The 20,760-nt window shown below is 63.9% G+C and carries 23 protein-coding genes; 13 read left to right on the forward strand and 10 right to left on the reverse strand.

What is annotated here, in order from left to right; genetic code table 11:
- Positions 1-102: 102 nt before the first annotated feature.
- Positions 103-993 carry a crotonase/enoyl-CoA hydratase family protein gene (locus tag IVA88_RS13280; protein WP_247497691.1) on the forward strand — a complete coding sequence of 297 codons (891 nt, stop codon included), beginning with the start codon at positions 103-105 and terminating at the stop codon, positions 991-993.
- Between the two features lie 9 nt (positions 994-1,002).
- Here IVA88_RS13280 and IVA88_RS13285 read toward each other — a convergent pair whose 3' ends face one another.
- Positions 1,003-1,980: an NADPH:quinone oxidoreductase family protein gene (locus tag IVA88_RS13285; protein WP_247497692.1), complete on the reverse strand. Its 978-nt coding sequence runs from the start codon at positions 1,978-1,980 to the stop codon at positions 1,003-1,005.
- Positions 1,980-2,588, reverse strand: a complete 609-nt coding sequence (locus IVA88_RS13290) for a 2-hydroxychromene-2-carboxylate isomerase (protein ID WP_247497693.1) — start codon at positions 2,586-2,588, stop codon at positions 1,980-1,982. Before IVA88_RS13290 ends, IVA88_RS13285 begins: the two co-directional genes overlap by 1 nt.
- Before the next feature lie 109 nt (positions 2,589-2,697).
- Between IVA88_RS13290 and IVA88_RS13295 the strand changes: the two genes are divergently transcribed.
- Positions 2,698-3,720 (forward strand): methionine synthase, encoded by a 1,023-nt coding sequence (locus IVA88_RS13295; RefSeq protein WP_247497694.1) that lies wholly within the window; start codon positions 2,698-2,700, stop codon positions 3,718-3,720.
- Positions 3,720-3,953: a hypothetical protein gene (locus IVA88_RS13300; RefSeq protein WP_247497695.1), complete on the forward strand. Its 234-nt coding sequence runs from the start codon at positions 3,720-3,722 to the stop codon at positions 3,951-3,953. Before IVA88_RS13295 ends, IVA88_RS13300 begins: the two co-directional genes overlap by 1 nt.
- Here IVA88_RS13300 and IVA88_RS13305 read toward each other — a convergent pair.
- From IVA88_RS13305 to IVA88_RS13315, 3 genes are read right to left on the reverse strand one after another with little or no spacing between them, the layout of a single operon-like run.
- Positions 3,950-4,567: a hypothetical protein gene (locus IVA88_RS13305; RefSeq protein ID WP_247497696.1), complete on the reverse strand. Its 618-nt coding sequence runs from the start codon at positions 4,565-4,567 to the stop codon at positions 3,950-3,952. The genes IVA88_RS13300 and IVA88_RS13305 overlap by 4 nt on opposite strands.
- A 28-nt stretch (positions 4,568-4,595) precedes the next feature.
- Positions 4,596-5,123 carry a xanthine phosphoribosyltransferase gene (gene gpt / locus IVA88_RS13310; RefSeq protein ID WP_247497697.1) on the reverse strand — a complete coding sequence of 176 codons (528 nt, stop codon included), beginning with the start codon at positions 5,121-5,123 and terminating at the stop codon, positions 4,596-4,598.
- Positions 5,124-5,162: 39 nt separating this feature from the next.
- Positions 5,163-5,900, reverse strand: a complete 738-nt coding sequence (locus IVA88_RS13315) for a molybdopterin-binding protein (protein WP_247497698.1) — start codon at positions 5,898-5,900, stop codon at positions 5,163-5,165.
- Positions 5,901-6,175: 275 nt separating this feature from the next.
- Between IVA88_RS13315 and IVA88_RS13320 the strand changes: the two genes are divergently transcribed.
- The 5 genes from IVA88_RS13320 to IVA88_RS13340 all read left to right on the forward strand — a co-directional run bounded on the left by IVA88_RS13320 (position 6,176) and on the right by IVA88_RS13340 (position 11,125).
- Positions 6,176-7,594 (forward strand): circularly permuted type 2 ATP-grasp protein, encoded by a 1,419-nt coding sequence (locus IVA88_RS13320; protein ID WP_247497699.1) that lies wholly within the window; start codon positions 6,176-6,178, stop codon positions 7,592-7,594.
- Between the two features lie 4 nt (positions 7,595-7,598).
- Entirely contained in the window at positions 7,599-8,543 is a 945-nt protein-coding gene (locus IVA88_RS13325) for an alpha-E domain-containing protein (protein ID WP_247453793.1), read from the forward strand.
- A gap of 66 nt (positions 8,544-8,609) precedes the next feature.
- Complete coding sequence (locus IVA88_RS13330) at positions 8,610-9,458, forward strand: transglutaminase family protein (RefSeq protein WP_247497700.1); 849 nt, start codon at positions 8,610-8,612, stop codon at positions 9,456-9,458.
- A gap of 123 nt (positions 9,459-9,581) precedes the next feature.
- Positions 9,582-10,340 (forward strand): proteasome-type protease, encoded by a 759-nt coding sequence (locus IVA88_RS13335; protein ID WP_247497701.1) that lies wholly within the window; start codon positions 9,582-9,584, stop codon positions 10,338-10,340.
- A 26-nt stretch (positions 10,341-10,366) separates the two neighbouring features.
- On the forward strand, positions 10,367-11,125 hold the full coding sequence (locus IVA88_RS13340; protein WP_247497702.1) for an SDR family oxidoreductase: 759 nt from the start codon (positions 10,367-10,369) through the stop codon (positions 11,123-11,125).
- 183 nt (positions 11,126-11,308) lie between these two features.
- Here the strand turns inward: IVA88_RS13340 and IVA88_RS13345 are convergent, their stop codons facing one another.
- Complete coding sequence (locus tag IVA88_RS13345) at positions 11,309-12,547, reverse strand: MFS transporter (RefSeq protein ID WP_247497703.1); 1,239 nt, start codon at positions 12,545-12,547, stop codon at positions 11,309-11,311.
- A 157-nt stretch (positions 12,548-12,704) separates the two neighbouring features.
- Between IVA88_RS13345 and IVA88_RS13350 the strand changes: the two genes are divergently transcribed.
- Positions 12,705-13,955, forward strand: a complete 1,251-nt coding sequence (locus IVA88_RS13350) for a nucleoside transporter C-terminal domain-containing protein (RefSeq protein ID WP_247497704.1) — start codon at positions 12,705-12,707, stop codon at positions 13,953-13,955.
- 145 nt (positions 13,956-14,100) lie between these two features.
- Here the strand turns inward: IVA88_RS13350 and IVA88_RS13355 are convergent, their stop codons facing one another.
- Together IVA88_RS13355 and IVA88_RS13360 are read right to left on the reverse strand one after the other, a co-directional pair.
- Positions 14,101-14,640 carry a cupin domain-containing protein gene (locus IVA88_RS13355; protein WP_247497705.1) on the reverse strand — a complete coding sequence of 180 codons (540 nt, stop codon included), beginning with the start codon at positions 14,638-14,640 and terminating at the stop codon, positions 14,101-14,103.
- 151 nt (positions 14,641-14,791) lie between these two features.
- Positions 14,792-15,079 carry an usg protein gene (locus IVA88_RS13360; RefSeq protein WP_007611911.1) on the reverse strand — a complete coding sequence of 96 codons (288 nt, stop codon included), beginning with the start codon at positions 15,077-15,079 and terminating at the stop codon, positions 14,792-14,794.
- 374 nt (positions 15,080-15,453) lie between these two features.
- Here IVA88_RS13360 and IVA88_RS13365 point away from each other — a divergent pair, with 374 nt between their 5' ends.
- Together IVA88_RS13365 and groL are read left to right on the forward strand one after the other, a co-directional pair.
- Positions 15,454-15,768, forward strand: coding sequence for a co-chaperone GroES (locus IVA88_RS13365; protein WP_007611913.1), 315 nt, complete (start codon positions 15,454-15,456; stop codon positions 15,766-15,768).
- Between the two features lie 43 nt (positions 15,769-15,811).
- On the forward strand, positions 15,812-17,452 hold the full coding sequence (gene groL / locus IVA88_RS13370) for a chaperonin GroEL (protein ID WP_247497706.1): 1,641 nt from the start codon (positions 15,812-15,814) through the stop codon (positions 17,450-17,452).
- 122 nt (positions 17,453-17,574) lie between these two features.
- Here the strand turns inward: groL and lepB are convergent, their stop codons facing one another.
- Positions 17,575-18,321, reverse strand: coding sequence for a signal peptidase I (gene lepB, locus IVA88_RS13375; protein ID WP_247497707.1), 747 nt, complete (start codon positions 18,319-18,321; stop codon positions 17,575-17,577).
- Between the two features lie 116 nt (positions 18,322-18,437).
- The gene (locus IVA88_RS13380) at positions 18,438-19,277 is read right to left on the reverse strand and encodes a LysR family transcriptional regulator (protein ID WP_247497708.1); all 840 of its coding nucleotides are present in this window, start codon (positions 19,275-19,277) and stop codon (positions 18,438-18,440) included.
- Positions 19,278-19,410: 133 nt separating this feature from the next.
- Between IVA88_RS13380 and IVA88_RS13385 the strand changes: the two genes are divergently transcribed.
- Both IVA88_RS13385 and IVA88_RS13390 read left to right on the forward strand, forming a co-directional pair.
- On the forward strand, positions 19,411-20,004 hold the full coding sequence (locus tag IVA88_RS13385) for a cysteine hydrolase family protein (protein ID WP_247497709.1): 594 nt from the start codon (positions 19,411-19,413) through the stop codon (positions 20,002-20,004).
- Positions 20,005-20,017: 13 nt separating this feature from the next.
- Positions 20,018-20,656: a glutathione binding-like protein gene (locus IVA88_RS13390; protein ID WP_247497710.1), complete on the forward strand. Its 639-nt coding sequence runs from the start codon at positions 20,018-20,020 to the stop codon at positions 20,654-20,656.
- Positions 20,657-20,760 lie beyond the last annotated feature (104 nt).

The following is a 20,760-nucleotide window of genomic DNA, read 5'->3' on the forward strand; positions in this document are numbered from 1 at the left end:
TCTCTTACCGCCTGCCACATGCCCAGTCCGCGCAAGACGGACGCTGGCGGCCATGCATGACGTCTCTTCGAGACAAAATTCAGGACAGGGAAGGAAATCATCATGGCGTATGAGACGATCAAATACGAAGTCGCCGAGCAGATCCTCACTATCACGCTGAACCGGCCCGACAAGCTCAACGCTTTCAACGCGCAGATGCAGGGAGAGCTGATCGACGCGTTCGACGCCGCGGACAAGGACGACAACGTCCGCGCCATCATCGTCACAGGCGCCGGCCGCGGCTTTTGCGCCGGCGCAGATCTTTCGTCGGGCGCCGACACGTTCGACCGAGATGCCCGGCGCGGGCCGGTGAAGCGCTTCGCCGACGGCAAGATTGACTACAGCGATCCTCAAGTGCGCGACGGCGGCGGCCAGGTGACATTGCGGATCTTCAAATGCCTGAAGCCGGTGATTGCCGCAGTGAACGGACCCGCGGTCGGCATCGGCGTCACCCTGCAGCTCGCGATGGACATTCGCATCGCCTCCGACGCCGCGCGCTTCGGCTTCGTGTTCTCCCAGCGCGGCATCGTGCCGGAGGCCGCCTCGAGCTGGTTCCTGCCGCGCATCGTCGGCATCTCGCAGGCGCTGGAATGGTGTTATTCGGGCCGCGTCTTCCCGGCGCAGGAAGCCCTTACCGGCCGCCTCGTCAGCAAGGTCGTAGCCCCTGATGACCTGCTGCCGACCGCACGTGCGCTCGCCAAGGAGTTTGTGGCGAAGACTGCACCGGTGTCCGTGGCACTGATCCGCCAGATGATGTGGCGCATGATGGGTGCCGACGATCCGATGGAGGCCCACAAGGTCGACAGCCGTGGCATCTACGCCCGCGGCCGCTCCGACGATGTGAAGGAAGGCGTGACGTCATTTCTGGAGAAGCGCCCTGCGCAGTTCAAGAACAAGGTGTCGAGCGACATGCCGGACTACTTCCCGTGGTGGACGGAGCGGGAGTACAAGTAACCTACCTTCTCACTCCATCACCAGCGCCACACGCCCGATCGCCTTGCGCTCGATCAACAACCGCATCGCCTTCGCGTACTCTTCCAGCGGCAGGCGGTGCGAGACGTTGGGCCGCAGCTTGCCCTCCTCGGCCCATTGGAGCAGCGCCTTCAGCCGCACTTCGCCAAGCGCGGGATTTTTTCGCACCGCTTCGCCCGCACGCACGCCGAGCACGCTGGCGCCCTTGATCAGGAGCAGATTCGTCTTGGCCGAGCCGATGCCGCCGGTGAAGCCGATCACCAGCAGCCGCGCGCCCCAGGCGATGCAACGCATTGAGTTCTCGAAGACTTCGCCGCCTACGGGATCGAACACGACGTCGACACCACGGCCGTCGGTGATACGCTTGACGGCATCCCGAAACGGCTCGCGGTCGTAGCGCACGAGATGATCGGCGCCACGCGCCTTGGCAATCGCGAGCTTTTCTTCGCTGGACGCCGTCGCGATCACGGTCGCCCCCAGCATCTTGCCAATCTCGACCGCCGCAAGGCCCACGCCCCCGCCGGCGCCGTGCACCAGCAGCACCTCGCCGGGCGCAACCCGGCCGCGGTCGATCAGCGCGTGATAGGCGGTACCGTGCCCGGCGAGATAGGTCGCAGCTTCCGCATAGTCGAACGTCGATGGCATCGGCGTGAGCTGCGACGGCATCACCACGGCTTCATCCGTGAAGGCGCCGTGCCGCATCTTGACGATGACCTTGTCGCCGACGGCGACGCCGCTCGCCTCTGCGCCGACCTCGGTCACGTCGCCGGCCGCCTCCATGCCCGGCGTGAACGGCAGCTCCGGCTTGAGCTGGTATCCGCCGGCCGCCATCAGCACGTCGGGAAAATTCAAGCCAGCGGCACGAATCGCGACCCGCACTTCGCCCGGCTTCAGGTCGCGTGACGGAAACTCTTCGATCTGCAATTTTTCGGGTGCGCCGAGCGCGCGGCAGACGACAGCCCGCACCATCAGGCCGCGCTCGCTTTGCTGCGCAGCAACGCCTCTCGGATCAGCGGCAGGCGGTCATTGCCGAAATACATGTCGGTCTTGCCGACGAAGATCGTCGGCGAACCAAAGCCGCCGCGGGTGACGACCTCTTCCGTGTTGGCCTTGAGCTGATCCTTGACCTCCTGCTTGGAAATGCCCGCGAAGAATTTCTGCTCGTCGACGCCGACCTTTCTGCAGATCTCGGCGAGCACTTCGTCCTGCGAGATGTCCTTGTCTCCGCCCCAATAGGTCTCGAACACCGCCGTGGCGAAAGGCACCGATTCCTGCCCGAGCCAGATGCAGCCGCGCATCGCCTTCACGCTGTTCACCGGAAACACCGTCGGCGGCATCTTGATCGCGAGGCCGGCCGAGCGCGACCAGTCGGCAAGGTCCTTTTTCATGTAGCGCGCTTTGAGCGGCACCGGCGTCTCGCGCTGCGCATAGACACTTGGGTTGACCGTATTGAAGATGCCGCCCACCAGGATCGGCCGCCAGATGATCTCCGCGCCAACCTCCTTGGCCAGCGGCTGGATGTTGTGGAAGGCGAGATAGGTCCAGGGGCTGGAACAGTCGAAGAAGAACTCGATCATGGCGTTTCCGCTCCGGCGCCGCGGGTTTCAAGGCGGCTTTTGTTGTTCTGTACCTCGACGTTAAGACATGGCAGGAAGGGGTGCAATCACAACCCGCCGCGAGGGCGCCATGCTGTTTCCAACCACGATCGCCGGCTCCTTGCCGAAGCCGGAATGGCTCGCCGAACCCAACATGCTCTGGGCGCCCTGGAAGTCGCAAGGCGACGAGCTCGTCCGCGCCAAGCGCGATGCGACGATGCTTGCCGTTAAGGTCCAGGAGGACGCCGGCATCGACATCGTCACCGAGGGCGAGCAGGCCCGACAGCATTTCGTCCACGGTTTCCTGGAGAAGATCGAGGGGATCGATTTCGCCCACAAGGTCGAGATGGGCATCCGCAAGGATCGCTACAAGGCGATGGTGCCGCAGGTGGTCGCACCGCTCCGGCTCAAAGGACGCGTCCACGCCGACGAAGCGCGCGTTGCCCGCACGCACACGAAGAAGAAGCTGAAATTCACCCTGCCCGGCCCGATGACCATCATCGACACCATTGCCGATCGCTACTATGGCGACCGCGTCAAGATGGCCTTTGCGTTCGCCGAACTCCTGAACGAGGAAGCCAAGGCGCTCCAGGCCGACGGCGTCGATCTCGTGCAGTTCGACGAGCCCGCCTTCAACGTCTACATGGACGAGGTCAACGACTGGGGCATCAAGGCGCTGGAGCGCGCCGCGCAGGGCCTGACCTGCGCCACCGCCGTGCACATCTGCTACGGCTACGGCATCAAGGCCAACACCGACTGGAAGGAAACGCTCGGCGCGCAATGGCGGCAGTACGAGCAGATCTTTCCCGCGATCGACGCCAGCCCGATCCAGCAGGTCGCGATCGAGTGCCGCAATTCGAAGGTGCCGCTCGACCTGCTCGCCCTGCTCAAAACCAAGATCGTGCAAGCCGGCGTGATCGACGTCGCCAGCGACACGGTGGAGACCGCCGAGGACGTCGTCGCGGTGATCGACGCGGTGTCGAAATTCGTGCCGAAGAGCAACATCATCGCCACCACCAATTGCGGCATGGCACCGATGCGGCGGGAGATCGCCGAAGCCAAGTTGATGGCGCTCGGCGCCGGCGCCGCGCTGGCACGCGAGAAGCTGGGGTAATGGCGGCGATCCGTCTGGCGTTCGCCATTGCAGCGCTTGCAGCGTTGGCGCTGCCGGCGCGCGCAGAGGATCGTTCCGTGCTTCTCAATTGCAAAGCAATCGTGGAGCGTGCGTCCAAGGCTGCGAATGCCGCGAGCGAAGCCGATCTAACCCGGTGTCGCCAGGTGATCCGCGAATGGGCGCTGCGCGACGCGCGGACCACGGTGGATGAAGACGGCAAGCCGCTGCGCTAGCTGCGCGCGGTCGGATGCAGCACAGGCTGATATCCAGCGATGATCGCGCACAGCGTGGAGGGCGGCGTCAGCAACATCGGATGATCGAGCGCGCTCGCATGCGGGACGTAGCCCGCGGATGACCATAGCAACGCCTTGCCCTGCGCGATCAGGAAGCAGTCATCGCCCTGTTGCAACATCGCGCCGTCGGGCAATTCCGCGAGCGGCATCGGCAGCGCATGCAGCCGCTTCTTGCCACGATCGAGCCGCTCCCGATGCAGCACGGCATCCATTGCCTTGGCGCTGATGCCGCTTGCATCATTCCCCGTTTCCCATGCATTGCGAAATCGCTTCGCATCGTCACGGCGGCAGAAGAAGCAAGGACGGTGACCTGCCGCCAAGGCTGTGGCCTCGTCGAGAAAGAACAGCTCGGTCCAGCTCCGCCGTGCCATCACGGGCCGCCGCCAGCCGCGGAATTCACACAGGCAAACGATCCAGGCCGGCGACGACCAGCGCTTCTTCAGCAGCGTCTTCGTCGCGGGATCATGGATGATGCCGCGGTTGCCGGTGAACTGGCCCCGGTGCGGCGTCGCGATGATCTCGCCGGTCGGCGTGACGCGGTTTTGCAGGGGCATGGATGCCTCCGCCGCGCAATCGCGATAGTCACGCCGCCCCGTCGCGGAGCGGCGGGTGGTACGACAGCGCGGTGTCCCAGGGGAAGAAGATCCAGGTGTCCTGCGATACCTCCGTGATGAAGGTATCGACGAGCGGACGTCCCTTCGGCTTGGCATACACGGTAGCGAAATGCGCGTCGGGCAGCATCTCGCGGACCAGTTTGCCGGTCTTGCCGGTGTCGACGAGGTCGTCGACGATGAGAAGCCCCTTGCCGGTGCCGCCACCGAGCTTCATTGCCTGTTCTGAAATGCCCTTGAGGACCTGCAGTTCGCCTTGCTTGTCGTGGTCGTAGCTGGCGATGCAGACCGTGTCGATCACGCGCACGCCCAGTTCGCGCGCCACGATCGCGGCCGGCACGAGGCCGCCGCGGGTGATCGCGATCACCGCATGGAACGGACCGACCTCGTTGAGCCGCCAGGTCAGCGCCCGGCAATCCCGGTGGAACTGGTCCCACGAGACTGGAAACGGCCGGCCCGCCCGCTCTTCCGCGCTCAATTCCGGTGCTTCACCAGCCATCGTGTTCTCCCGCCAATCATCGTCCAGCAGCGTCTGTAGCTACCGAGTGATGTTCAATCCCGCCAGCATTTCCTTCACCGCCGCCATGGCAGCTGCGACCTTGTCCGCGTCGCGCGAGCGCACCACCAGATTTGTGTTGGGCTTTTGGTCTTCGTCCATGAAGGGATAACTGCCGATGATGGTGTCGGGATGTTCGGCGGCGATCGCCCGCAGCGGGCCGCCGATGTCGCCCTCCCGCGCATTGGCGCGAACCGATTCGGAGAGCATGCGCACGCCCGATTTCAGCTTGGGCGAGACGATGTCCATCATCGCCTGCATGATCGAGGGCACGCCTGCCATCACGATGACATTGCCGATCTTGAAGCCGGGGGCGAGGATGGTCGCGCTCTGGATCAGCTCGGCACCGTCGGGAATGCGGGCCATGCGCAGGCGGGCCTCGTTGAGGTCCTGCTCGCTCCAGCGCTCCCGGAAACGGGCGACCACCTCCGGGTGATGGCCGATGCCGACGCCGAAGGCCTTGGCGACGCTATCAGCGGTGATGTCGTCATGGGTCGGCCCGATGCCACCGGTGGTGAAGACATAGGTGTAGCGATGCCGCAGTGCATCCAACGCGGCAATGATGTCGGGCTCGTCGTCGGAGACGACCCGGACCTCCTTCAGGTCGATGCCGATATTGGTCAGGTATTCGGCGATGAAGCCGATGTTCTTGTCCTTGGTCCGGCCGGACAGGATTTCGTCCCCGATGACCAAAATGCCCGCCGTGACGATCTCGCTCATACCTCTAGTCCTTCACCTATCGGCCCGACTTTGCCGAGGTAACGCGTTGAAGTCACGCGGTTTTGCTGCCGAAATAAGCAGTCCTCAGCCATTTTTTCAGGCAAGCCGCCGGCCATCCCCGGCAAATGTCCTCTCCCCATGCTTATCGCGCTGGCCCGGCCCTTGCTACCGCATGAAAGTCATGCACTCTTGCCGCATGGCCAGGACGTTGCGGTCTCGAAGGCCTTGGCGACCTGTCCAATGGCGCAACGCCTTGCGGAGACAAGTCGGGATCTATGGCAGTCGCGTTTGATGAAATGAACATTCCAGGTGGGGACCTTCGCCCCGCCTATCAGGAGCTGGCGCGCTGGCTCAAGGAGACGCCTCCCGAGGCGCTCGAATATCGCCGCCAGGAGGCCGAGCTCCTCTTCCGCCGCATCGGCATTACCTTCGCTGTCTATGGCGACTCCGAATCCACGGAGCGCCTGATCCCCTTCGACGTGATCCCCCGGATCATGTCCGGCAAGGAATGGGCGCTGCTGGAGAAGGGTCTGAAGCAGCGCGTGCGCGCGCTCAACATGTTCCTGCGCGACATCTATCACGGCCGCGACATCCTCCGCGCCGAGATCGTGCCCGACGACCTTATCTTTCAGAACCCGGTTTTCCGTCCCGAGATGAACGGCCAGCAGGTGCCGCATGACGTCTACGTGCACATCGCCGGCATCGACATCGTCCGGGTCGATGCCGAGGACTTCATCGTGCTGGAGGACAATGCGCGCACGCCTTCGGGCGTGTCCTACATGCTGGAAAACCGCGAGATCATGATGCGGCTGTTTCCGGACCTGTTCGCCCGCCACAGGGTGGCGCCGGTCGAGCGCTATCCGGACGAGCTGCTATCCGCCTTGCGCTCGGTCGCGCCGCAGAGCGCCTCGGGCGAGCCGACGGTCGCGCTGCTCACGCCGGGCGTCTACAACTCGGCCTATTACGAGCACTCATTCCTTGCCGATAAGCTCGGCATCGAGCTGGTCGAGGGCCGCGACCTCATCGTCAAGAACAACGAAGTGTTCATGCGGACGACCGAGGGCGTGAAACGGGTCGACGTGATCTATCGCCGCGTTGACGACGACTACCTCGATCCCCTTACCTTCCGCCCCGACTCCGCGCTCGGCGTACCCGGACTGATGTCAGCCTATGCGGCCGGCAACATCACGCTTGCCAACGCAGTCGGCACCGGCATCGCCGACGACAAGGCGATCTACTCCTACATGCCGGACATCGTAAAATTCTACCTCGGCGAGGAGCCGATCCTGAAGAACGTGCAGACCTGGCGCTGCCGCGAGCCGAAGGATCTCGCCTATGTGCTGGATAATCTGAGCGAACTCGTCGTGAAGGAGGTGCACGGCTCCGGCGGCTACGGCATGCTGATCGGTCCTGCCGCGACCAAAGCAACGATCGAGGCCTTCCGCGAAAAGCTCAAGCGCGAGCCCGAGGGCTTCATTGCGCAGCCGACGCTGGCGCTCTCGACCTGCCCGACCTGTACGGCTTCCGGCCTTGCGCCGCGCCACGTGGACCTGCGGCCGTTCGTGCTCACCGGCAGCAAGAGCACCACGATCGTGCCCGGCGGGTTGACTCGTGTTGCCCTGAAGGAAGGCTCCCTGGTGGTGAATTCGAGCCAGGGCGGCGGCACCAAAGATACCTGGATCCTGGACGAGTAGAGAGATGCTGTCGCGTACCGCCGAAAACCTCTATTGGCTCGCCCGCTACGTCGAACGGGCCGAGTATCTCGCGCGCACCATCGATGCGACGCTGCGCGTCACCGCGCTTCCCGCCGCCTATATCGGCAAGACCAACGAATGGGACTCGGCGCTTTTGACCGCCGGCGTCGCCGCGAGCTTCTATCAGCAGTATGAAGAAGCCAACGAGCACAACGTCGTCGATTATCTCTCGTTCTCGGCAGACAATCCGTCCTCGATCAGGAATTGCATCGAGGCGGCGAGGCTGAATTCGCGCTCGGTGCGCACCGCGCTGACGAGCGAGATGTGGGACACCATCAACTCGGCCTGGATCGAATTGCAGGAAGTCTGGAGCAGAGGGACCTCCACGCGCGAGGATCTCGCAAAGTTCCTGCGCTTCGTGCAGGAGACCTCGCTGCGTTTCGACGGCTCGGCCTACCGGACCATGCTGCGCAACGACGCTTACTGGTTCTCGCGGATGGGCCTGCATCTCGAACGCGCCGACAACACTGCGCGCATTCTCGATGTGAAATACCATGTGCTGCTGCCCGAGGAGGAGCACGTCGGCGGCCCGCTCGATTTCTACCAGTGGACCTCGATCCTGCGCTCGGTCTCGGCGCTGACGGCCTATCACTGGGTCTATCGCGAGACACTGAAACCCTGGCTGATCGCGGATTTGCTCATCCTCAACGATTCGCTGCCGCGTTCGCTCGCAAGCTGCTACGGCAATCTGGTGCGCAATCTCGACCAGATCGGCGTCGCCTATGGCCGCCAGGGCCCGGCCCAGCGCCATGCCCGCGGCATCCGCAACCGGCTGGAACACAGCAACATGAACGACATTTTCCAGCATGGTGTGCATGAATTCATTCAGGAATTCATCCTGGACAATTCCAGGCTGGGCGAAATCATCACGAAGCAGTATCTGATCTGATACTGCTGTCATTCCGGGACGCCCGCGGGCAAGCCCGGAACGATGACGCCAGAACAACGGTCCACCATGCGCCTGCGAATCCTGCACACCACGACCTATCGCTACGAGCCGCAGGCCACGAGCGTCATCCAGATCCTGCGCATGACTCCCGGCAGCCATGACGGGCAATATGTGGCGGAGTGGCAGATCGACGTGTCGACCGACACCAAGCTCGACACCCACGAGGACGCGTTCGGCAACGTCACCCATGTGCTGTCCTGCGGACCGGTCGACAACATCAAGATCACCGCCGAGGGCCTGGTCGAGACCCACGACACCGGCGGCGTTCTCCGCGGCGCCGATGAGCGCTTTCCGGCCGGCATGTTCTTGCGCGCCACCGACCTCACGGCCGTCAGTCCGGCGATGAATGCGGTTGCGCGCCAGCTGCGCAGCGAGGCGGAGAGCGACACGCTCGGCTTCCTGCACACGCTGATGACGCAAATCGGCGATCACATGACCTTCGACGAGGACCCGACCAACAGCGGCACGTCCGCGGCGGAAGCGTTCACGCTCAAGCGCGGTGTCTGCCAGGACTACGCGCACATCTTCATCGCCTGCGCCCGCAGCGGCGGCGTGCCGGCGCGCTTCGTCTCCGGCCACTTCCTGCGCTCCGACGGCACGGTGCATCAGGAAGCAGGCCATGCCTGGGCGGAGGCCTATGTCGACGGTCTCGGCTGGGTCGGCTTCGATCCCGCCAACAGCATCTGCGCCACCGATGCCCATGTCCGCGTCGCGATCGGGCTCGATTATCTCGGCGCCGCCCCCGTGCGCGGCACCCGCTATGGCGGCGGCGCGGAGACGCTGGCGGTGACCGTGAAGGTCGAGCAGGCCGGCCGCGGTGGCCAGTCGCAATCGCAGTCCCAGCGGCAGAGCTGAACCGCGCCACGCACCGCCCCTCGCCCGCGTACAGCTTCGGCCGGCCGCCCCGCGGGAATCGGGGGTTGGAGCGGCCCTTGAAATTGGCTAGTAATTCCGCGCAAACGCGTTCGGGGACTGGAAATGACCTATTGTTGCGGAATCCTGGTTCGGGACGGTCTGGTGATGATCGCCGACACCCGCACCAATGCCGGCCTCGACAACGTCTCGACCTTCCGCAAGCTCCACATCTTCTCCAAACCCGGCGACCGCATCATGGCGATCGCCAGCGCCGGCAACCTCGCCATCAGCCAGTCGGTGCTCTCGACGCTGACGGAGGGCCTCGAAGACCCCAACACGGGTGAGATCGAGACGCTGATGAACGCGCCGACCATGTTCCAGGCCGCCCAGCGCATCGGCCGGGCGATCCGGGCCGTGCACACGACCGAGGGACCGGCACTGAGGTCCGAGGACGTGTCGTTCGACGTGTCCTTCCTGTTCGGCGGTCAGATCAACGGCGCGCGCATGCGCCTGTTCATGGTCTATACCGCCGGCAATTTCATCGAATGCACCACCGACACGCCCTATTTGCAGATCGGCGAGCACAAATACGGCAAGCCGGTGCTCGACCGCGCCATGCATTACGACGTCGAGCTCTACGAAGCCTTGAAGACCGGGCTGATCTCGATGGATTCGACCATGCGCTCGAATCTCGGCGTCGGCCTGCCGATCGACGTGCTGGTGGTGCGTGCCGATGCCTGCGAGGCCGATCTCAACCACCGCATCGAGGCGGGGGAGCCGTATTTCCACGATTTGCGCTCGCGCTGGTCGGCGGCCTTGCGCGCCGCGCATCAGAATATTCCGCGGCCGCCCTACAAGAACGAAAAAGAAGCCAAAACCTGACAACGCAAGAGAAAAGGCAGGAAACGATGAGTGAAGCGAAAAAGATCGCGCTGGTGACGGGCGCCGGGACCGGAGTCGGGCGCGCGGCGTCACTGGCGCTGATGAACACCGGCTTCACAGTGGTGCTGGTCGGGCGCCGGCTCGATATGCTCGAGGAGACCGCGAAGCTCGGCCCCGCGGGAAAAAGCCTCTGTGTCACCGCCGACATGACCAAGCCGGACTCGATTGCCGCGCTGTTCGCCAAGGTGAAGGACACCTATGGTCGCCTCGACGTGCTCTTCAACAATGCCGGCATGGGCGCCCCGCCCGTGAATTTCGAGGATCTCAGCCTCGAGCAGTGGCAGGCGGTGGTGAACACCAACCTCACCGGTCCGTTCTTGTGCACCCAGCACGCCTTCCGCATCATGAAGGACCAGACCCCGCGCGGCGGCCGCATCATCAACAACGGCTCGATCTCGGCGCATGCGCCGCGGCCGTTCTCGGCAGCCTATACCTCGACCAAGCACGCCATCACGGGCCTGACCAAGGCCTCCAATCTCGATGGTCGCATGTACGACATCGCGGTCGGCCAGGTCGACATCGGCAATGCCGCGACGCCGATGACGGATCGCATGGTCAATGGCCCCGGCGTGCTGCAGCCCGATGGCTCGTCGAAGCAGGAGCCACGCATGGATGCGAAGGCGGTCGGCGACGCCGTCGCCTACATGGCCGGCCTGCCGCTCGACGCCAACGTGCTGACCATGACTGTCATGGCAACCAAGATGCCGTTCGTGGGACGAGGCTAACTCAAAAAACGCGAAAACAACCCCATGCACAGTAGGCGCGCGGCAGCGCCCCATTGATTGATCTGCGTTATTTCCGCAGTCGTCATTGCGAGCAGAGCGAAGCAATCCAGTCCCTCCTCGGAGGCAGCTGGGATTGCTTCGTCGCAAGGGCTCCTCGCAATGACGGGAGAGAGAGCTCCCGCCCTATTCCAGACTCTCCACCTGGCGCAGGCTCGGGAACAACTTCATCCACAGCAGCGCCACCGCGACCGTGCAGACGCCGCCCAGCACGGCCGCCGGCATGGCGCCGAACAGTGCGGCTGCGACCCCGCTTTCGAACTGGCCCAGCTGGTTGGAGGCGTTGATGAAGAGGAAGTTCACCGCCCCGACCCGGCCCCGCATCTCGTCGGGGGTCGCGAGCTGCACCAGCGAGAAGCGGATCACGACGCTGATCGTATCGGCCGCGCCGAGAACGGCGAGCGCGAGCACCGACAGCCACATCCAGGACGACAGTGCGAACACGATCGTCGCGACTCCGAACACGATCACAGCCTGAAACATGCGCAGGCCCACATGCCGCGAGATGGCGTGACGGGCCAGCACCATCGTCATCAGCAGCGCGCCGAGCGCCGGCGCGGCACGTAAGATCCCGAGCCCCATCGGGCCGGTCTGGAGAATGTCGCGGGCATAGATGGGCAACAGTGCGGTGACGCCGCCGAACAGCACCGCGAACAGATCGAGCGAGATGGTGCCGAGGATCGCCGGATTGCTGCGGATGAAGCGACCGCCGGCGAAGATATCGCCGGCTCCCGCCATATCCTTGGCGATCGCCTGCGGGCGTGGCCGGATGAAGCCGGTCAGGATCATCCCAAAGATCCAGAACAGCAGCATCACGGCATAGGCGAGATGCGGCGCGATCGCATAGGCGAAGCCGCCAAGCGCCGGACCGATAATGGTCGCGACCTGTGCCGCGCCGCTGGAGACGGCGGTGGCGCGCTGGAGCGATCCCTGCGGCGCGATCAGTGGCAGCAGCGCCGCGGTGGTCGGGCTCTCGAACGCGCCGGCAATGCCGAGCACGAAGGTCGCGACAAAGATCTGCACCTCGCCGACCGCGCCGAGATAGGTGATGACGCCGAGATAGAGCGCGGTCCCCGCTTCCACGAGCTGGCAGAGCTGGACCACGCGCTTGCGCTCAAAACGGTCGGCGGCATGGCCGGCGACGAACACCAGCAGCGCCGTGGGCAGGAATTGCACGAGGCCGACCATGCCGAGGTCGAAGGCCGAGCCGGTGAGATCGTAGATCTGCCAGCCGATCGCGACCGCCGCGATCTGGCTGGAGAAACGCGACAGGCTGCGCGAGAGCAGAAAGAACAGGAAGGCGCGATGGCAGAGGAGCGCGCGGACACTGGCCGGCGGGTTTCCCGAGATTGGCTGGTCTGGCATCGCCTCTTCGGTCACGCTCGGGCTGTCCGGCTCCTGATATCAACGTGCTCCGCGTGGCTGACGCGGACCTGCTTGTCAACAGCGGGACCCTCCGACAAGCTCCGGCATTGCGTTTGCAACGCAGCGGTGGCCATAATCATCGGGGTTTGGGGACATCATGCTGCGGCTGCAATCGGCACTCGGCATTTTCGCATTGCTGTTGATCGCATTCGCGTTGGCAGAGAATCGCCGCGCGGTCTCGCTGCGCCAGGCGGCGATCGGCCTGGTCGCGACCTTCGTCACCGCGATCGTCCTGCTGAAGCTGCCCGTCGTCGCGCGCACCTTCGGCGCCATCAACGAGGCGGTCGGTGCGATCTCCGCGGCCTCGCGCGCCGGCTCCTCCTTCGTGTTCGGCTATATCGGCGGCGGCACCCTGCCCTTCGATCTGAAGGTGCCGGGCGCCGATTTCATCCTGGCGTTTCAGGCGTTGCCGATCGTGCTGGTCATGAGCGTGCTGACCACGCTGCTGTTCTATTGGCACGTGCTGCCGCCGGTCGTGCGCGGCGTGGCCTGGCTGCTGGAGCGGACGCTCGGGGTCGGCGGCGCGGTCGGGCTCTCGACCGCGGCCAACATCTTTCTCGGCATGGTCGAGGCGCCGCTGTTCGTGCGGCCTTATCTCGCGCAGATGACCCGCAGCGAGTTGTTCCTGGTGATGACCGGAGGCATGGCCGGCATCGCCGGTACGGTGCTTGTGCTCTACGCGACGCTCCTTGCTCCGCTCATTCCTGACGCGGCCGCGCATTTCGTCATCGCCTCCGTGCTGGGCGCGCCCGCCGCGATCCTGGTCAGCCTGATCATGGTGCCCGAGACATCCGACAAGCGCACCGGCGGCGCGCTGGAGGATCCCGACATGGAGGTCTCCGGCACGATGGACGCGATCGTGAAAGGGACCGGCGCGGGGATCGAGCTGCTGATCAACATCGTCGCAATGCTCTTGGTGCTGGTCGCGCTGGTTTATCTCGTCAATGCGATTCTCGGCCTGCTGCCTGATATCGGCGGTGCCGCGATCTCGTTGCAGCGTCTGCTGGGGTTGGTGATGGCACCGGTGTGCTGGCTGATGGGATTGCCATGGGACCAGGCGATCACCGCCGGCAGCCTGATGGGCACGAAAACCGTGCTCAACGAGCTGATCGCCTATGTCGATTTCTCAAAGCTGCCGCCCGGCGCGCTCGATCCGCGCTCGCGCCTGATCATGCTCTATGCGATGTGCGGCTTTGCCAATTTCGCCAGCCTCGGCATCATGATCGGCGGTCTCGGCGTGATGGCGCCGGAACGGCGTGCGGAGATCAATGCGCTCGGGCTGAAGTCGATCGTATCAGGCACGCTGACGACATGTCTGATGGGAGCGGTGGTGGGTGTCATCACCTGACGCCGTCGTAGGCCGGATGGAGCCCAGCGCAATGCAGGCTACAAGAGCGCCGTCACTACGAGGAAGCGAAGCAGTCCAGTCTGCGTCCGCGGAAAGTTCTGGATTGCTTCGTCGCGAGAGCTCCTCGCAATGACGAGGAGAAAGCCTACGCCTTCAGCTCGACCGTCTTGAACTCCGCCGGGAGGATCACCTCCAGCAGCTCGACGTCGTCCGAGTAATCCAAAATCATGTGCTTGATCTTTGGCGGCTGGGTCCAGGCGCTGCCCTCTTTCATCAGCGTCTCCCCCTCTCCCTCCATATAGGTCTTCACCCAGCCCTTGAGCACGTAGACCATCTGGAATTCGACGTCGTGGAAGTGCAGCTTCGAGACCTCGTCCGGATTGCACGGACCTTGCAGCCGGATCACGTGCGCCTGCGCGAGGCCGTGGCTTGCGGCGGCGATGCCGAGATCGCGATACTTCGCATAGGTGCGCAGGCCGTCGGCCTTGAAGTCTTCCTCGCGGTGATGGCTGATGGCGATGCGCTGCTTGGGACGCGCGGGCTTTTTCGCGATGGCGGTGCGCGCTTTCGCCTTCACCGTCTTGCGCGCCGATGATCTGGTCGCGGCCTTGGCTCCGCTCCGCTTCTTCACCGCGGCTTGCGATGCGCTGCGCGATTTTGTTTTCTTGTTTGTTTTCTTGGCCATGGGCTGCCTCCCCTGTTGTTATGGGAAGAGGCTAGCACAAAAAAGGGACTCGTAGGGTGGGTTAGCCGTAGGCGTAACCCACCTCTTTCGCTTCCGAGGACACAAACAGTGGTGGATTACGCTGCGCTAATCCACCCTACGCATCCCGCGATCAATGCAAACGAAAAACGCCGTCCACAGCGCGCAGCTCGGCCGGCTTGATCAGCTTGGAATGCGCTACTGTCACCGAGTGAAGCGGTCCGTCGAGCTTTTCCTGCCAGAACGCGAGGAAATCCTTCAACGCCGGAAATTTCGGAAACATGTCGTAGTCCTGCCAGACGTAAGTCTGAAGCAACGAGGGATGATCCGGCATCCGATAGAGAATTTGCGCCGTCGTCATTCCGTAACCCAGCAGCTGTTTCCGGAAATCGTCCGAAACGGCCCCACTCCGCAAGCCCATGCCAACCTCCTTTGCAGGAGCGCATTCAAGGGGTGGCTTTCCGGTGCGCCTTACGAGCCACCCGCTACTGATGCGCTCACATGAGAGAAATGTGACGCAAACTGACAATCCATCTCAAGCCCAAAAGTTTAACAAGCTGTTGAAATTCAATGCGTTAGCAGCAGATGTGGCTCCGTGCTAATACGGGCATCGACGGCGGTTAACGATGGAAAGAGATTTTGGCAGGCGGCGCTTTCGATTGCTATTTTTCTGCTACAAGCCCTTGCTCCCGCCAAAATCCTGCCTTATCTCAGCTGTGCCTGTGCTAGCACTCGCCGGCACAGACTGCTAACAAGCCAAAATTCCCAAATCGTGCAAAAGCTTAGGAGAACTGCATGAATTTCCGTCCGCTTCACGACCGCGTCGTGGTCAAGCGCATCGACGCAGAAGAGAAGACCGCAGGCGGCATCATCATTCCCGACACGGCGAAGGAAAAGCCCTCGCAGGGCGAAATCGTCGCCGTCGGCCCGGGTGGCCGCGACGAAGCTGGCAAGCTGATCCCGATCGACCTGAAGGTCGGCGACCGCGTGCTGTTCGGCAAGTGGTCCGGCACCGAGGTCAAGATCGACAACGTCGACCTGTTGATCATGAAGGAAAGCGACATCATGGGCGTCCTCGACGTCCCCGCTTCCAAGAAGAAGGCGGCCTAAAAGCCCCCTCTCTCCCCAGCTAAACACCTAAGGAAAAATCCAGATGGCAGCTAAAGAAGTCAAATTCTCGGTCGATGCGCGCGACAAGATGCTTCGCGGCGTCGACATTCTCGCCAACGCGGTGAAGGTCACGCTCGGTCCGAAGGGCCGCAACGTCGTGCTCGACAAGTCGTTCGGCGCTCCCCGCATCACCAAGGACGGCGTCACCGTCGCCAAGGAGATCGAGCTCGAGGACAAGTTCGAGAACATGGGCGCGCAGATGGTGCGTGAAGTCGCTTCGAAGTCCGCTGACGCGGCTGGCGACGGCACCACCACCGCCACCGTGCTGGCCCAGGCGATCGTGCGCGAGGGCGCCAAGTCGGTTGCCGCCGGCATGAACCCGATGGACCTCAAGCGCGGTATCGACCTCGCGGTCGAAGCCGTCGTTGCGGACCTCGTCAAGAACTCCAAGAAGGTCACCTCGAACGACGAGATCGCCCAGGTCGGCACCATCTCGGCCAACGGTGACGCGGAGATCGGCAAGTTCCTCGCCGACGCCATGAAGAAGGTCGGCAACGAGGGTGTCATCACCGTCGAGGAAGCCAAGTCGCTCGAGACCGAACTCGACGTCGTCGAGGGCATGCAGTTCGACCGCGGCTACATCTCGCCCTACTTCGTCACCAACGCCGACAAGATGCGCGTCGAGATGGACGATGCCTACATCCTCATCAACGAGAAGAAGCTCTCGTCGCTGAACGAGCTGCTGCCGCTGCTCGAGGCCGTGGTGCAGACCGGCAAGCCGCTCGTCATCGTCGCCGAGGACGTCGAAGGCGAGGCTTTGGCCACGCTGGTCGTGAACCGCCTGCGCGGTGGTCTGAAGGTTGCGGCCGTCAAGGCTCCGGGCTTCGGCGATCGCCGCAAGGCCATGCTGCAGGACATCGCGATCCTGACCGGCGGCCAGGCCATCTCGGAAGATCTCGGCATCAAGCTCGAGAACGTCACGCTCAACATGCTCGGTCGCGCCAAGAAGGTGATGATCGACAAGGAGAACACCACGATCGTCAACGGCGCCGGCAAGAAGGCCGACATCGAAGCGCGCGTGGCCCAGATCAAGGCGCAGATCGAGGAAACCACCTCGGACTACGACCGTGAGAAGCTCCAGGAGCGTCTTGCCAAGCTCGCAGGCGGCGTCGCGGTGATCCGCGTCGGCGGCGCGACCGAGGTCGAGGTGAAGGAGCGCAAGGATCGCGTTGATGACGCGATGCATGCGACCCGCGCGGCTGTGGAAGAAGGCATTGTCCCGGGCGGCGGCGTCGCCCTGCTCCGTGCTTCCGAGCAGCTCAAGGGCCTGCGCACCAAGAACGACGACCAGAAGACCGGCGTCGAGATCGTGCGCAAGGCGCTCTCCGCGCCCGCTCGCCAGATCGCGATCAACGCCGGTGAAGACGGCTCGGTGATCGTCGGCAAGGTCCTCGAGAACAAGTCGTACGCCTACGGCTTCGACTCCCAGACCGGCGAATATGTCGACCTCGTCAAGAAGGGCATCATCGACCCGACCAAGGTGGTCCGTACCGCGATCCAGAACGCAGCCTCGGTTGCGGCCCTGCTGATCACCACGGAAGCCATGGTCGCCGAGCTGCCCAAGAAGGGCGGCTCCGGCCCGGCGATGCCCCCGGGCGGCGGCATGGGCGGCATGGATTTCTAAGTCCAGCCATTCCGGCAAACGACAAAATGCGAAACCCCGGCAGCGATGCCGGGGTTTTTGTTTGTCTCCGCTCGTCATTCCGGTACGGCGCGTAGCGCCGGGCACGGAATGACGGCACGCCCTCACCACACTTTTCCCAGCCGCTCCATGTGCGGCTCGCCGTGTTGGTCGAGCGACCAGAATATCCGCGTCACCTTGCCGACCAGATTGTCCATCGGCACGAAGCCCATCACCGACATCACGCGGCTATCTGTCGAATTGTCGCGATTGTCGCCGAGCACGAAGAAATGGCCCGGCGGCACGGTGTAGACGTCAGTGTTGTCGTAATAGCCGTTGTCGACGCAGTCCTGCGTGACGTAGGACGCGCCGTTCGGCAGCGTCTCGCGCCAGCGCTTGGCCTTGCCACCGTCATCCACACCGCAGGTGGAGCCGGCGAGTGCCTGCTTGAGAGCGACACGCGTCACCGTGCGGTCGTTGAGGATGAGCTGGCCCTGCCGTATCTGGATGCGATCACCGGGCAACCCGACCACGCGCTTGACGTAGTCGACCGAAATATCCTTCGGAGTCCGGAACACGACGACGTCGCCATACGCCGGCTCGGCGGCGAAGATGCGGCCCGAGATCCAGGACGGCGCGAACGGAAACGAATAGCGGCTGTAGCCATAGGCATATTTCGCCGCAAAGACGAAGTCGCCGACCATCAACGTCGGAACCATCGAATTGGAAGGAATGTTGAACGGCTGATACAGGAAGAAGCGAAACAGAAACGGCGGCGACCACAGCACCGGGATCAGGAGGATCAGGATGACGATCGCCTTCCATTCCCGCGATTTGGCCTGCGGGTGGACGGTGTCCTGGAGAGTGGTCATGCGCCTGCCCTGGTCAAGCCCGTGGTCGTCGCCAGATTACGCAACCTTGGCGCGCGCGCAATCCCATCACTTGGTCGCGCCGCGCGCGGTTCGCGTTCACGCGAGGCCATCCGCCATCAGCCGCGCCCAAAATCCCTGAAGCAATGCCGCACCCATTCGATGGTGAGCCGCGTCGCCGGGTCGCGCTTGAGGTGGTTCTGCACGAGCAGCCAGACGTCGCGGCGCTTCGGCAGAGGCGTTGCGCGCAGGCTGCGGTCGGCGAGCAACGTCCCGCAGCTGTGCTCGGGCAGCACGCCGACGACCTGATGCGACCGGATCATGGTGCGGATGATGCGGACGTTGTCGGTGATGCAGCGCACGTTCTTCAGCCGCTTCGCGCGCAGAAACTGCTGCTCCGGAATGGCGTCGAGCTCGTCCGGATAGACACAGGCGACCGGATCGCCGCCCGCGCGCTCACTGGGCTCGAAGAAGTACAGCCTGACGTCGCCGAGCTTGGAGATCGTGAAGTCGCCCTTCTCCGGCTTGCGCAGACGAATGGCGAGATCAGCCTGCCAGCGCGAGAATTTGACGTTGCTGCTGGAGGTCAGAAACTGCAGGGTCAGCCCCGGATTGTCGCGCAGGAAGGCGCTGGCGTGCGGCGCCAGCAGCTCCTCGGCGACGGCATTGGTCGAGGCAATGCGCAGGCGGCCGACCGGGCCGGGCTGGCTCTCGCCAATGCGATCGATCGCCGCGACATGCGCTGCCATGGCGCCGACATGCTCGAGCACCGCCTCGCAATGGCGGGTCGGCCGGCGCAGGCCGTCCACCGCATCGAACAGCAGCATGCCGAGATCGCGCTGGATGCGCGCGAGCCTTCGGCCAACGGTGGTCTCGTCGATGCGCAGCCGTGCGCTGGCGCCGGCATAGGTGCCCTCGTCCCTTACCGCGGCGATGATGCGCAGATCGTCCCAATTCATGGCGGGCGAGGCTAGCAGGCGTCGCCCGCTCCTGCAAATTTGCAGCCATGTGCTGCAATAGTCCTGCGCAATGGCAGGCCGCCGCCGCGCTAGTGTCGCGCCATCTGATCTCCTTAGGGGAAGCCTGACCAGCATGACCGCTCCAAAGACACTGCTCGAACTTTCCGGCGCCGACCTCAACCCACCGAAGCTCGGCCAGTCCTGCCTCGTGCTGATCGACATCCAGAACGAATACCGTGCCGGCCCCCTGGCCCTCCCCGACGCCGAGCCCGCAATCGCTGTCGCTGCGAAGCTACTCGCCCGTGCGCGGCAGAGCGGCGCTGCGATCTTCCATATCGCCCATCGCGGCAAGCCGGGCGGCCTGTTCGACCGCACCGCCGATCGCGGCGCCATCGCCGCCGAGCTCGCGCCGCTAGCGAACGAGGCCGTGATCGAGAAGGAGCTGCCGAACGCCTTCGCCGGCACCGACCTGCAGGCGCAGCTCGCCGCGGGCGGACTCAAGAACATCGTGCTGGCGGGTTTCATGACGCATATGTGCGTCAGCTCGACTGCCCGGGCCGCGCTCGACCTCGGCTTTCGCACGACGATCGATGCCGATTCCTGCGCCACGCGAGATCTGCCCAACGGCCGCGGCGGAGTACTATCCGCAAGGACCATTCACGAGGTCGCGCTGGCCGAATTGTCGGATCGCTTCGCGATCATCGCGCGCGGCGATGCGCTGAGCTGATGGAGCGATGGCGATGCTGCAACTCTATTTCTTTCCGATGGCCTGCTCGCTCGCCAGCCGCATCGCGCTGATGGAAGCCGGCATCGAGGCGCAGTATCACCTGGCCCATATCTGGACCAAGACAGTCGTGGACGATGGCAGCGATTTCCTCGGCGTTTCGCCGAAGGGCGCGGTGCCGGTCCTGGTGCTGGAGAATGGCGAACGGCTGACCGAAAGCGCGGCGGTGCTGCAATACATCGCCGATGTGAAGCCGCAGGCGGGCCTTGCACCCGCGTTCGGAGATCCCGATCGCTATCGGCTCCAGGAATGGCTCAGCTTCATCGGGACCGAGATCCACAAGGCGTTCCTGTTTCCGACCTTCTGGTACAAGGACGACGCCTCGCTCGCCAAGCCGCGTGCAAGGATAGCGCAGACCTTGTCGATGCCTGCCACGCATCTGGCGGACCGCGAATTCCTCGTCGGCAACGGCTTCACCGTCGCGGATTCCCATCTCATTTGGGCTTTGCTGCTGCTCCGTCCCGCAGGTGTCGACATCGCGCAATGGCCGTCGTTGTCGGCCTATCTGGCGCGCATGCAGGCGCGGCCGGCGGTACGGGACGCGATCGCGACCGAAATGGCTGTGCGCAAGACGATGGCGGCGAGCCCGGCGTGACAGGATGTCACGGCCGCGAAGTCTGAGCGTTTCTCAGGCAAGGCATTGATGTCGGCACCGCATGCGCTAATCTGGAGGAATATTCTTCGACATTTCCTTGGAAG

The sequence above is a fragment of the Bradyrhizobium sp. 149 genome (genome assembly GCF_023073915.1).
Lineage (GTDB): Bacteria > Pseudomonadota > Alphaproteobacteria > Rhizobiales > Xanthobacteraceae > Bradyrhizobium.

Coding starts and splice junctions, on each gene's coding strand:
- IVA88_RS13280 (WP_247497691.1), top strand. CDS start 103: ATGGCGTATGAGACGATCAAATACGAAGTCGCCGAGCAGATCCTCACT.
- IVA88_RS13285 (WP_247497692.1), bottom strand. CDS start 1,980: ATGGTGCGGGCTGTCGTCTGCCGCGCGCTCGGCGCACCCGAAAAATTG.
- IVA88_RS13290 (WP_247497693.1), bottom strand. CDS start 2,588: ATGATCGAGTTCTTCTTCGACTGTTCCAGCCCCTGGACCTATCTCGCC.
- IVA88_RS13295 (WP_247497694.1), top strand. CDS start 2,698: ATGCTGTTTCCAACCACGATCGCCGGCTCCTTGCCGAAGCCGGAATGG.
- IVA88_RS13300 (WP_247497695.1), top strand. CDS start 3,720: ATGGCGGCGATCCGTCTGGCGTTCGCCATTGCAGCGCTTGCAGCGTTG.
- IVA88_RS13305 (WP_247497696.1), bottom strand. CDS start 4,567: ATGCCCCTGCAAAACCGCGTCACGCCGACCGGCGAGATCATCGCGACG.
- gpt (WP_247497697.1), bottom strand. CDS start 5,123: ATGGCTGGTGAAGCACCGGAATTGAGCGCGGAAGAGCGGGCGGGCCGG.
- IVA88_RS13315 (WP_247497698.1), bottom strand. CDS start 5,900: ATGAGCGAGATCGTCACGGCGGGCATTTTGGTCATCGGGGACGAAATC.
- IVA88_RS13320 (WP_247497699.1), top strand. CDS start 6,176: ATGGCAGTCGCGTTTGATGAAATGAACATTCCAGGTGGGGACCTTCGC.
- IVA88_RS13325 (WP_247453793.1), top strand. CDS start 7,599: ATGCTGTCGCGTACCGCCGAAAACCTCTATTGGCTCGCCCGCTACGTC.
- IVA88_RS13330 (WP_247497700.1), top strand. CDS start 8,610: ATGCGCCTGCGAATCCTGCACACCACGACCTATCGCTACGAGCCGCAG.
- IVA88_RS13335 (WP_247497701.1), top strand. CDS start 9,582: ATGACCTATTGTTGCGGAATCCTGGTTCGGGACGGTCTGGTGATGATC.
- IVA88_RS13340 (WP_247497702.1), top strand. CDS start 10,367: ATGAGTGAAGCGAAAAAGATCGCGCTGGTGACGGGCGCCGGGACCGGA.
- IVA88_RS13345 (WP_247497703.1), bottom strand. CDS start 12,547: ATGCCAGACCAGCCAATCTCGGGAAACCCGCCGGCCAGTGTCCGCGCG.
- IVA88_RS13350 (WP_247497704.1), top strand. CDS start 12,705: ATGCTGCGGCTGCAATCGGCACTCGGCATTTTCGCATTGCTGTTGATC.
- IVA88_RS13355 (WP_247497705.1), bottom strand. CDS start 14,640: ATGGCCAAGAAAACAAACAAGAAAACAAAATCGCGCAGCGCATCGCAA.
- IVA88_RS13360 (WP_007611911.1), bottom strand. CDS start 15,079: ATGGGCTTGCGGAGTGGGGCCGTTTCGGACGATTTCCGGAAACAGCTG.
- IVA88_RS13365 (WP_007611913.1), top strand. CDS start 15,454: ATGAATTTCCGTCCGCTTCACGACCGCGTCGTGGTCAAGCGCATCGAC.
- groL (WP_247497706.1), top strand. CDS start 15,812: ATGGCAGCTAAAGAAGTCAAATTCTCGGTCGATGCGCGCGACAAGATG.
- lepB (WP_247497707.1), bottom strand. CDS start 18,321: ATGACCACTCTCCAGGACACCGTCCACCCGCAGGCCAAATCGCGGGAA.
- IVA88_RS13380 (WP_247497708.1), bottom strand. CDS start 19,277: ATGAATTGGGACGATCTGCGCATCATCGCCGCGGTAAGGGACGAGGGC.
- IVA88_RS13385 (WP_247497709.1), top strand. CDS start 19,411: ATGACCGCTCCAAAGACACTGCTCGAACTTTCCGGCGCCGACCTCAAC.
- IVA88_RS13390 (WP_247497710.1), top strand. CDS start 20,018: ATGCTGCAACTCTATTTCTTTCCGATGGCCTGCTCGCTCGCCAGCCGC.